The 10,656-nt window shown below is 72.0% G+C and carries 10 protein-coding genes; 8 read left to right on the plus strand and 2 right to left on the minus strand.

Annotated elements, in window-relative coordinates:
* The first annotated feature begins 289 nt into the window (after nt 1-289).
* A complete protein-coding gene (locus tag FF041_RS24480; protein WP_194292148.1) occupies nt 290-1,222 on the plus strand; it encodes a MurR/RpiR family transcriptional regulator in 933 nt (310 codons plus the stop codon).
* A gap of 67 nt (nt 1,223-1,289) precedes the next feature.
* Here FF041_RS24480 and FF041_RS24485 read toward each other — a convergent pair whose 3' ends face one another.
* Nucleotides 1,290-2,231, minus strand: a complete 942-nt coding sequence (locus FF041_RS24485; RefSeq protein WP_153524824.1) for an amidohydrolase family protein — start codon at nt 2,229-2,231, stop codon at nt 1,290-1,292.
* Nucleotides 2,232-2,482: 251 nt separating this feature from the next.
* Here FF041_RS24485 and FF041_RS24490 point away from each other — a divergent pair, with 251 nt between their 5' ends.
* The 7 genes from FF041_RS24490 to FF041_RS24520 all read left to right on the plus strand — a co-directional run bounded on the left by FF041_RS24490 (nt 2,483) and on the right by FF041_RS24520 (nt 10,212).
* Nucleotides 2,483-3,661 (plus strand): trypsin-like serine protease, encoded by a 1,179-nt coding sequence (locus tag FF041_RS24490; protein ID WP_153524825.1) that lies wholly within the window; start codon nt 2,483-2,485, stop codon nt 3,659-3,661.
* Nucleotides 3,662-4,027: 366 nt separating this feature from the next.
* Nucleotides 4,028-5,386, plus strand: a complete 1,359-nt coding sequence (locus FF041_RS24495) for a bifunctional o-acetylhomoserine/o-acetylserine sulfhydrylase (RefSeq protein ID WP_153524826.1) — start codon at nt 4,028-4,030, stop codon at nt 5,384-5,386.
* Nucleotides 5,383-6,645: a homoserine O-acetyltransferase family protein gene (locus FF041_RS24500; protein ID WP_194292161.1), complete on the plus strand. Its 1,263-nt coding sequence runs from the start codon at nt 5,383-5,385 to the stop codon at nt 6,643-6,645. Before FF041_RS24495 ends, FF041_RS24500 begins: the two co-directional genes overlap by 4 nt.
* A 158-nt stretch (nt 6,646-6,803) precedes the next feature.
* Nucleotides 6,804-7,292, plus strand: a complete 489-nt coding sequence (locus tag FF041_RS24505; protein ID WP_153524827.1) for a hypothetical protein — start codon at nt 6,804-6,806, stop codon at nt 7,290-7,292.
* A gap of 185 nt (nt 7,293-7,477) precedes the next feature.
* Entirely contained in the window at nt 7,478-8,440 is a 963-nt protein-coding gene (locus FF041_RS24510) for a D-2-hydroxyacid dehydrogenase family protein (protein ID WP_153524828.1), read from the plus strand.
* A 114-nt stretch (nt 8,441-8,554) separates the two neighbouring features.
* A complete protein-coding gene (locus tag FF041_RS24515) occupies nt 8,555-9,580 on the plus strand; it encodes an AraC-like ligand-binding domain-containing protein (protein ID WP_153524829.1) in 1,026 nt (341 codons plus the stop codon).
* A 368-nt stretch (nt 9,581-9,948) separates the two neighbouring features.
* Nucleotides 9,949-10,212 (plus strand): DUF6225 family protein, encoded by a 264-nt coding sequence (locus FF041_RS24520; protein ID WP_153524830.1) that lies wholly within the window; start codon nt 9,949-9,951, stop codon nt 10,210-10,212.
* A 61-nt stretch (nt 10,213-10,273) separates the two neighbouring features.
* On the opposite strand, the gene FF041_RS39305 is transcribed toward FF041_RS24520, so the two are convergent.
* Nucleotides 10,274-10,420, minus strand: coding sequence for a hypothetical protein (locus FF041_RS39305; RefSeq protein ID WP_228388592.1), 147 nt, complete (start codon nt 10,418-10,420; stop codon nt 10,274-10,276).
* Nucleotides 10,421-10,656: the final 236 nt, after the last annotated feature.

Here is a 10,656-nt window from a genome sequence, read left to right on the forward strand (position 1 = left end):
GCACGCCCCGGGGAGCCGCCGCGGCCGGGGACGCCGAACCGGCCACGGCGGCGCCGCCCGCCGCCAGCACGGCCGCACCGGCCAGCACGCCCCGGCGGGTGACCTGGGAGGAAGGAGGCGCTGCAACGGGGTCGAGGCACATGGGCATGGCTCCTTCGAGGGGTGCGGCATGGGTCCGGGGCCCGCCGGTGACGCCGGGCGGCCGGTACACGATGGCGAGGACGATAACCGCACGTGGATCTTCATTCAACCTTCTATGCACGAATCCGTGCAGGGGGAGAATGGTGCGGTGATCGATGACCGCGATGAGGGCGGGCCCGGGACGGGCGGGGACACGGACGGCGGCGGGGCCACCGTCGCCGCATGGCTCGACGGTGTGACGGCGGGCGTCCCCCTGGGCCCCAAGGCCGCGCTCGTCCGCCAGGTACTGGCCACCCAGCCCACCTACTGCTCGTACGCCACCGCCGCCGAGGTCGCGGTGCGCGCCGAGGTGAACCGGGCGACGGTGGTCCGGTTCGCCCAGAGCCTGGGCTATCCGGGCTGGCCGGGGCTCCAGGAGGAGTTGCGGGCGGTGTATCTCACCCGGCGGTTCGACCCCGGAGCGCCCTCGGCGGACGACGGCGGGCTGCTGGCGTCGTCCTTCGCGCGTGACGCACAGAATCTGCGCACCCTGGAACGCTCCTTCGACTTCGGCGCGGCGCGCGGCGTCGTGCGGGCCGTCCGTGAGGCCCGCCGCACCCTGGTCGTCGCCTCCGGCACCCATGGAGTCCCCGCGCAGGCGCTGGCGATGGTGGCCGCCAGCCGTGGTCTTCCTGTGACGTACGAGGACCGGGGAGGGCCGCATCTGGCCAACTCGCTGGCGGGGCTGGGCGCCGGGGACTGCCTCGTGGCATGGAGCTTCTGGCAGCACTACCGCTCGACGACGGCGGCGCTGCGCGTCGCGCGCACGGCGGGGGCGGTGACCTGCGTGATCACCGACACCCGCCACTCCCCGCCCGCGCGGGAGGCACGCCATGTCCTGGTGGTGCCCACGGAAGGGGTCGCGAACATCCAGTCGATGACGGTGGCGACGAGTGTGGCGTACGGTCTGCTCGCCGAGTTGACGGCGACCGACCCGGCGGCGAGCCGGCAGGCGGCGCGGCGGGTCTCCGGGGTCTGGCGCGAGCTGGATCTCTTCGCGGACGACGCTACCGGCACGGGCGGGCGGGGCGGCGGAGACTGACCCGGCGGCAGCCGGCGGGCCCGCGTCCGGCGGCTTCGCGCCGGGTCCCGATCGGCGCTCTCCTGCTCTACAGGCCGAGGACGGCCGGGGCGTTGGTGTCGAGGATCCGCCGGACCTGCTCGGGCGGGAGGCCGGAGTGCTCGACATAGGCGACGGCGGTGCGGAAGAGGTCTCCGGCCTCATAGGGGAAGTCGGTCCCCAGCAGGATCCGGTCCGCGCCGAAGCTCTCCACGGCGGCGCGCAGCGCGGGCACATGGCCGTGCCCGACGCTGTCGTACCACATACGGCGCGCGGCGGTGCTGGGCTTCTCGGGGGTCTCCGGGGCCTCCCAGCCGTACTGGTTGTCGGCGCGCTGGAGCAGCATCGGCAGGGCGCCGCCCAGATGCGAGGCGATGATCTTCATCCGGGGGTAGCGGCTGGGGATCCCGGCGAGGATGAGATGCATGATCGCGATGGTGTCCTCGATGGGCGCGCCGATGGACCAGGTGAGGTGATGGTCGGCGATCAGCGGGGTGCCCGCGCCGCATCCGGCCGGGTGGACGTAGAGCACGGCCGACCGCCGGTCGAGTTCGGCGAAGAGGGGCTCGAAGGCGGGGTCGGCGATCGAGCGGTCCAGGACCGAGGTGGTCGCACACGCGCCGGCCATACCGAGGTCGTCCAGGGCCCGGGTCAGCTCCTTGAGCGCAAGGTCGGTGTGCGGCAGGGGCAGGGAGGCGAAGGCCAGAAACCGGTCGGGCCACCGCCGTACGGTCTCGGCGTACTGGTCGTTGATGAACCGGGCCGCGTGCAGGGCCTGCTCCGGGTCGGCGAAGTGCGGTGACTGGGGCGGGGCCGAGAGCACCTGATGGGTGACGCCGGCCGAGTCCATGAGGGCGAACCGCTCCTCGATCTCCCGCTCGCCCAGTCCGGCTCCCGTCCCCCGCTGGGTGGCGGTGTCGGTCTTCCCGTAGCCGTCGAGCAGGTCGAGATAGTCGTCCGTCCAGACATGCGCGTGCACGTCGATCCTCATGGGTCTCTCCTCGCCGCTGCCGCCCGGCCCCCGGCCCGGGGCTGTCGTCACCGGGCCAGTCTCGGCGATCATCCGCCTCCGTACCGGGTGTGCGCGGCCGTCGGGGTGACGGCGGAGCCCGGCGGAGGCCGCGCGTCCGGCACCGCTCCCGCGTTTATCGCCTGTTGATCATCGAGCAACAGATCGTCCCTACCTTTCCGGATGTCCGGCGGGCTCCACCACCGGACGTACTCGACAAGGAGGCAGCGACGATGCGACGCGGAACAGCTCTTCTGACCACCGGGGCGGCACTGGCGGCCACGGTGCTGGCCGGACTGAGCGGAACGAGCGCCACCGCTCAGCAGAGCGACAAGGCGGCCGTCCTGGCCGATGTGCTCCCCGCCCAGGATCTGCGGAAGATGACGGAGCAGCGGCCTCTCGTCGCCGCCGCGAGCACCATCAGAAAGGCGGTGGACCGCGGGCGGTACGCGGGCTTCACCGGCATCGGACTGGAGCGCGACGGGGTCGCCCTGTGGTGGAAGGGCGAGATACCCGCGAAGGCGCAGCGGGCGATCGACGAGGCCCGGCGCACCGCCCCGGTGCGGATCGCCGAGGCGCGTTACTCGCTCGCCGAGCTCAGGACCGCGTCCAAGCGGCTCCAGTCCCAGCTGAGCGAGGACCCGTCCCTGGGCCACACCGTGAAGATCCCCACCGACGGCAGCGGTCTGGTGCTGGCGGCCGACCGCGACGGGGCCCCGGCCGGCGCCGCCAAGGCCGCCCGGAGCACCGCGGCGAAGACCGCCGGGGTGCCGGTCACCACGGTCGACGAGGAGCGGATGGTGGAGCGCTCCCGGGACAGGGACTCCTCCCCCTGGTCCGGGGGTTCGCTGCTGCTGAACAACGGCGCCCCCAACTGCACGGCGGGCTTCGGCGTGCGGGACGCGGCGGGCGCCCAGTACATCCTGACCGCCGAGCACTGCGGCAAGCCCGGAGACCGCTACACCAACGGCGCCGGCGCGTACATCGGCACCCCTGGGCGGGCCCACGACCCGCACGACATCATGCTCATCCCCACCTCCCAGGTGGACAACTTCATGTACACGGGCGGGCGGAACGATGAGCGCGGTGTCCGCGTCTCGGGCTGGGACTATGTCTTCCCCGGCGAGTATCTGTGCCAGTCCGGCGTGACCAGCGCGGGCGCGACGGGCGGCCCGGTCTGCAATCTCAAGGTCCTCTTCTTCTACAACGACTCCGAGGACCTGGTGGAGGCGGAGCAGATGAACGGCCAGATCTCGGCCCGGGGCGGGGACAGCGGCGGCCCGGTCTACTCGGCGTCCGCGAACGGCGGCGCCATCGCCAAGGGCACGGTGACCCGCTCGGCCGGCGCCCGGATGGGGTTCCAGGACTTCGCCACCGCTTCGCGCGACTTCGGCGTATGGATCAAGAACTGACGCCCTGCTGAACCGGGGCTTTCGCTCCCTGGCCGTCCGCCCCGTGCCGCCCCGGCACGGGGCGGACGGCCGCCGCGGCCCGCGCCGGGGCGGCCTGTACCGACCGCGCTCGACGGTGCCCGTCCCACGGGCCGGAGACTTCCGCGGGGGACGCTCCCGCCGGGGGTCTGGGCCCGCCGTCGGCGTTCCTCGGCGAATGTTGCCTGGGTGTTGCCGGGTTGTGGCGATATCGGTGTGCGCCTTCCCTGTTCGATTTTTCGGTCGTTACCGTGCTCAGCGGGCGGGCACCGCGGCGGATCGCGACGTTCCGGGCTGTGCCTCCCCGCCGTTCGACGATCCTCGTTCGCCACGTTCAAAGGACGCGCCATGAGCCAGCCCATCGACGAGGTGGCCGCCGGTCACACCCCCGACGGCAGCGCCGCCGCACCCCGGCCGGGCTGGTCCTTCGAGACCAAGCAGGTGCACTCGGGCACGGCGCCCGACCCCGCCACCGGGGCGCGGGCCGTGCCGATCTACCAGACGACGTCGTTCGTCTTCCGCGACACCCAGCACGCCGCCGATCTCTTCTCCCTCGCGGAGCCGGGCCATATCTACACCCGTATCCACAATCCGACCACGGACGCCTTCGAGCAGCGCATCGCCGCGCTGGAGGGAGGCGCCGCGGCGGTGGCCCTCGCCTCCGGGCAGGCCGCCGAGACCCTGGCGATCCTGACGCTGGCGGGCGCGGGCGACCACATCGTCTCCAGCACCTCTCTGTACGGCGGGACCTACAACCTCTTCCGGCACACGCTGCCGAGGTTCGGCATCGAGGTGTCCTTCGTCGACGACCCGGACGATCCGGACGCCTGGAGCGCCGCCATCCGTCCCACCACCAAGGCGCTGTTCGCCGAGACCCTCGGCAATCCGCGCGGAAACGTCCTCGACGTCCGCGCGGTCGCCGACGTCGCGCACGCGGCGGGGCTGCCGCTGATCGTGGACAACACCGTGCCGACGCCGTATCTGCTGCGCCCGATCGAGCACGGCGCGGACATCGTGGTGCACTCGGCGACCAAGTTTCTCGGCGGGCACGGGACCACCCTCGGCGGTGTCGTGGTCGACGGCGGAACCTTCGACTTCGCCGCGCACGCCGACCGCTTCCCCGACTTCAACGAGCCCGACCCCAGCTACCACGGACTGCGGTACGGGCCGGACCTCGGACCGGTCGCCTTCGGGGTCAAGCTGCGGGTCCAGCTGCTGCGCGACCTCGGCCCGGCCATCGCTCCGCACTCGGCGTTCCTCCTGCTCCAGGGGGTCGAGACGCTCAGCCTGCGCATCGAGCGGCACAGTGCCAACGCCCTCGCGCTGGCCCAGTGGCTGGAGCAGCGCGACGAGGTGTCGGCGGTCCACTATCCCGGTCTGCCCGGCAACCGCTGGTACGAGGCGGCCCAGCGCTATCTGCCGAACGGAGCGGGCGCGGTGCTCTCCTTCGAGCTGCGGGACGGCGTCGAGGCGGGCAAGCGGTTCGTGGACGCCGTGGAGCTCTTCAGCCATCTGGCGAACATCGGCGATGTGCGGAGTCTGATCATCCATCCCGCCTCCACCACCCACAGCCAGCTCGGCCCGGAGCAGCTCGCCGCCACCGGAACGGCACCGGGACTCGTCCGGCTCTCGGCGGGCATCGAGAACATCGCGGACCTCAAGGCCGACCTGGAGAGCGGATTCCGCGCGGCCAAGGGCGCCTCCTGAACACCGTGACCCGGGCCGCCGGGCCCAGCGCCCTGCTGCCGCCCGCAACCGGGGGCTGGCAGGAGGGCGACCCGGTCGGCGGGCGCCGATGGGCCCGGCTGGAACAGCCTCTTCCGCTGGAGGCGGGCGGTGAACTCCCGGGCGTGCGGATGGCCTACGAGACCTGGGGCCGGCCGGCGGCCGACGGCTCCAACGCGGTCCTGGTGCTGCACGCGCTCACCGGTGACAGCCATGTCGCCGGTCCCGCCGGTCCCGGTCATCCGACCCCCGGCTGGTGGGACGGGCTGATCGGGCCGGGCCGGGCCCTCGACACGGACCGCTGGTTCGTGGTCGCCCCCAATGTGCTGGGCGGCTGCCAGGGCAGTACGGGACCGTCGTCGTTCCGGAATGCCGGAGGCGATGGAGACGGCGGAGACGGCGGAGGCCACGGAGGCCGCGGAGATGGCGGAGATGGCGGAGGCCACGGTGAGGCGGCCGTCCAGGGCCGCCGCTGGGGCGGCTCGTTCCCCTTTCTCACCACCCGTGACCAGGTCGCGGCCGAGGCCCGGCTGGCGGATCTGCTCGGCATCCAGCGCTGGGCGCTGGTCATCGGCGGCTCGATGGGCGGCATGCGCGCCCTGGAGTGGGCGGTGTCCCACCCCGATCGCACCGAGGCACTGCTGTTGCTCGCCTGTACGGCCGCCGCCGGCGCCGAGCAGATCGCGTGGGCCGGCATCCAGCTGCACGCCATCCGCTCGGACCGCAACTGGCACGGCGGGAACTACCACGACGCGGGCCCCGGCGGGGGGCCGTACCAAGGGCTGGGTGTGGCCCGCCGGCTCGCCCATGTCACCTACCGCGGCGAAGCCGAGCTCGACAGCCGCTTCGGACGTGCCCCCCAGGGCACGGAGAACCCCTGGGAGGGCGGCCGTTACCAGGTGGAGTCCTATCTCGATCACCACGCCGCCAAGCTGGTGCACCGTTTCGACGCGGGCAGCTATGTGGTGCTGACCGAGGCGATGAACAGCCATGACATCGGCCGGGGCCGCGGCGGCACGACCGCCGCGCTGCGCCGGATCAGCGCCCGTACGCTGGTGGCCGGGGTGGAGTCCGACCGGCTCTACCCGCTGTCCCAGCAGCACCGTCTGGCGGCGTCCATCCCCGGCGCCGACCGGCTCAGAGTCATCGAGTCCCCCTACGGCCATGACGGCTTCCTCATCGAGACCGCGCAGGTCGCCTCTCTCGTACGCGAACTGGCCGGGGACCCCGCGGGCCGCTGACCGCGACGGCGTCCACCGTGACCGCGACAGCGCTTCACCCGTGACGATTCCAGCCGCGCTCCAGCCCGACCGTCGCGGCGGACACCGTCGCGACAGTAGAGTCATCCTGACATGTACATGCGCATCACTCCGGCTGGTCCATCCAACTGAGGAGTCCCATGAACGTGTTCAGAACGGGGCGCGCGATCGCTGCGGGCATGCTCGCCGTCACGGCGCTCACCACCCCGGCCGTCGCCGACTCCCGCGCCGCCGAGCAGCCCGTCAGGGACTGCATCGTCATCGCCGACTCCGGCACGGCCACCTGTTACGACACCAGGTCGCAGTTCAACAGCGCGCTCGACCGTCTCACGTCCTCCCGCGGCAGCCGGCTGGCCGAACTCAGTTACCTCTACAGCGATGCGAACTTCCAGGGGTACCAGATAGCCTTCGCCGGCACACAGGGCTGCTTCTTCCGCTACCCCGAGTTCTCCAATCTGAGCACCATCGGCTGGAACGACATCGCCAGCTCCGCACGGGGCACCGCCAGGTGCAGCGCGGCCAGCCTCTACGAGCACGCGGGATGGTCCGGCGCCTGGCACTGGTACAACTCAAGCGCCTCATGGCTGGGCGACTTCAACGACAGGACCTCCTCCATACGGTTCGGCTAGGACCTGTCGCCCGGACCGAACCGGCTCGGCTCGGTGGAGCGAGACCCGGCCGGGGCCGCGAGAGAGGAAGCCGCCCCCGCGACACATCGCCGCCCCGGAACCGCCCGTACACCGCCGGACCCGGCCCGACCGGGTCCGGCGGTGTACTACGCTCCCCACCATCCGAGCGACCCCGGGGAGATCCGTTGACAAGGCTGCGCTGTGCCGTTCTGGACGACTATCAGGACGCCGCGCGTTCCCTGGCCGACTGGCCGAGGATCGACACCCGGGTCGAGACCCGTTTCCTCACCGCGCATCTCGCCTCCCATGACGCGCTCGTCGACGCCGTCGGCGACTGCGAGATCCTGGTCGTGATGCGCGAGCGCACCCCGTTCCCCGCCGAGCTCTTCGCACGGCTGCCCCGGCTGCGGCTGCTGATCACCTCCGGGATGCGCAACGCCTCCCTCGATCTGGCGGCGGCGGCCCGGCACGGCGTCACCGTCTGCGGCACGGCCAGCAACTCCGAGCCGCCCGCCGAGCTGACCTGGGCGCTGATCCTGGGCCTGGCGCGTCATATCGTCCCCGAGAACAACGCCCTGCGCTCGGACGGTCCCTGGCAGCGGACCGTGGGCGCCGATCTGCACGGGCGGCGGCTCGGGCTGCTGGGTCTGGGCAGGATCGGACAGAAGGTGGCGCGGGTCGGCTCGGCCTTCGGGATGGAGGTGCTGGCATGGAGCCCCCGTCTCACCCCGGAGCGGGCCGCCGAGGGCGGAGCGGTCTTCGCGTCCTCCAAGGAGGAGCTGCTGGAGCGCAGTGACGTCGTCTCCATCCATCTGGTGCTCGGCGACCGGACCCGGAATCTGATCGGCGAGGCCGAGCTGCGGCGGATGCCCCGTACCGCTTATCTGGTGAACACCTCACGGGCGGGGATCGTGGACCAGACCGCGCTGCTGACGGCGCTGCGCGAGGGCTGGATCGCGGGCGCGGGCGCGGACGTCTTCGAGACGGAGCCGCTCCCCGCCGGGGACCCGCTGCGTACAGCCCCCGGCTTTCTGGCGCTGCCGCATCTGGGCTATGTGACCCGGCGCAATTACGAGGGGTACTTCCAGCAGGCCGTCGAGAACATCGAAGCCTACCTCGCGGACAGCCCGGTGCGCCTGCTGAGCTGAGGTCACCGGGGGCGCTCCGCCCGCTCGCCCGGGGCCCGTGCTCGACGGTTGGCGGCCGTTCGTGGATCGTTGGGCACGGGGGGCCCGGAGCGGACACAGGAGGTATGGGGTCGAATGATGGTGACCGCGTTCAGCACGGAGGACGTACCCGCTCGCGAACGATTCGCCTACTTCGAGGCGTCGGCGGCGCTCGGGCATGTGCCGACCTGCATCCGGAGCGAGCGGGAGGACGACTTCCGGGCCTCCATGCGCGTTCTGGAGCTGGGGGACCTGCTGCTCTCCTCGCTGACGTTTCCCCGGCTGACCTGCGTCCGCACGCCCAGGCTGATACGCCAGTGGGATCCGGAGGTCTATGAGGCGCACTACATGGTCCAGGGCGCGGGGGGCGTCTCGCAGGCCGGGCGCGAAGCGGCGATCACCTCCGGGAAACTGGTGCTGGTGGACAGCTCCGAGCCGCACCAGGCGTGGCTGACCGCTGATACGGACACGCTGTCCATGCTCATCATCCGCGTCCCCCGGACCCTGCTGCCGCTGCCTCCCAAGGAGGTACGGCGCGCGGTCGCCCGGCCCGTCGATCTGACGCGGGGCATCGGGGGCGCCTTCCACCGCTGGCTGACCGGCATCGAGACGGGCAGCCATGAGTTCACCGCGTCCGATGTCCCCACACTGGCCTCGGTGACCGTCGATCTGCTCGCCTCCCTGCTCGAAAGGGTCCTGGAGACGGAGGGCGGGGAGACGACTCCCGAGACCCGCGGCCGGGTCCTGCGACTGGAGGTCCAGGAGTTCATCCAACAGCACCTCGGCGATCCGTCGCTCTCCCCCGCGACGATCGCCGCGGCCCACCGGATCTCCGTCAGCTATCTGCACAAGCTCTTCCACGAGCAGGAGCTCACCGTCGCCGGGTGGATCCGCCGGCGCCGTCTGGAGCAGTGCCGGCGTGATCTGGCCGATCCCGGGCTGGCCCGTCGCCCCATCCACGCCATCGCCGCCCGCTGGGGCTTCACCAGCAACGCCCATTTCAGCCGTGCCTTCCGCACCGCGTATGACATATCGCCCCGGGAGTACCGCCGGTCCGCCCTGAACAGCCGGAGTGTGCACGGATCGTCAATGACAGTGCCCGGACGGTCAACGACATCCTGACCTCCGCCCCTTCATGCTTGGGGTACGCAGTCGGCGCGGGAACGCCGCCGGGAGCCGTCTCCGAACCCCACCGGAAGGCGTCTGCCGGTCCGCCCGGCTGCGGTGAGCTTCGCCGGGCGGGATGTCGGCAGGCCCGTACACGGCCTGATCCGGGGAGAGCGCCCGCCCGGCGGAGGAGGACGGTCCCGGGCGGCGGGGCGGCGCGGGGGAGCGTGCCAGTCGCCCGGGCCCTCCCCGCCAGGACCGGCGTGCCGCCGTCCGCCGCCGTCCGCCGCCGCCGCCGGATGGGAGGGCATCGGGCCCAAGGTGATGGACGCCCTTCGGCGCGGGATCACAAAAAGCACAAAAGCCACAGGTAATCTCGGCTCATGGCTGACACTTTCGACCACGCCCCGCAGGTATGGACCGCGGGCAGGCTCCGGGAGGCGCTCTCGGCGCTCCCCGATGACACCCCCATCCACGTAGGCGTCGCGGACGAGCCCGGAGACTTCGGCGGGTACAGCGAGTACTCCCTGGTCGACCTGGAGCCCGTGGAGAAGGACAGCGCCGGGTCCGGTCCCGGCGTCACCCACGTCGAGTACACCCTGCTCGCCGACTACAAGGCCGGGCAGTACTACCGCGATCCCGTGTGACCCGCCGCCCGGGCCCGCCCGGCCCGGCCCCGCCGGAGACGTCTCCGGCGGGGCCGGCGGGTCACCGGCGCTTCTTGGTCTTCCTCTTCTGCGGCGGAGTCCACTCGCCCCGGTGGAGCTGACAGCGGGAGTAGCCGATCATCGCCGCGTTCCGGCATGGCTGGCCCGTCGTGGTCTGAGTCGATCCGCATCTGACCTGCTTGCCCATGGCTCCTCCGCCGCTGGTCGGTAATGTGCCAGGAGAATCGTCGCCGCGCGGGGAGGACCATCGCCCGGATATCGGCTGGGCGCGGCTGATTCCCCGTCTTCCGGGACCGGATACCGCCGCGACTGCCTGAGCCCCCGAGCCCCTGAGCCCCGGGACAGCGCGGCGGCCCCCCGGACCGTGAGATCCGGGGGGGGCCGCCTTCACTGCGTACGGCGAGCGGTCTACTTGCCGAAGTA

This window comes from Streptomyces jumonjinensis (genome assembly GCF_009600885.1).
GTDB classification, from domain to species: Bacteria; Actinomycetota; Actinomycetes; order Streptomycetales; family Streptomycetaceae; genus Streptomyces; species Streptomyces jumonjinensis.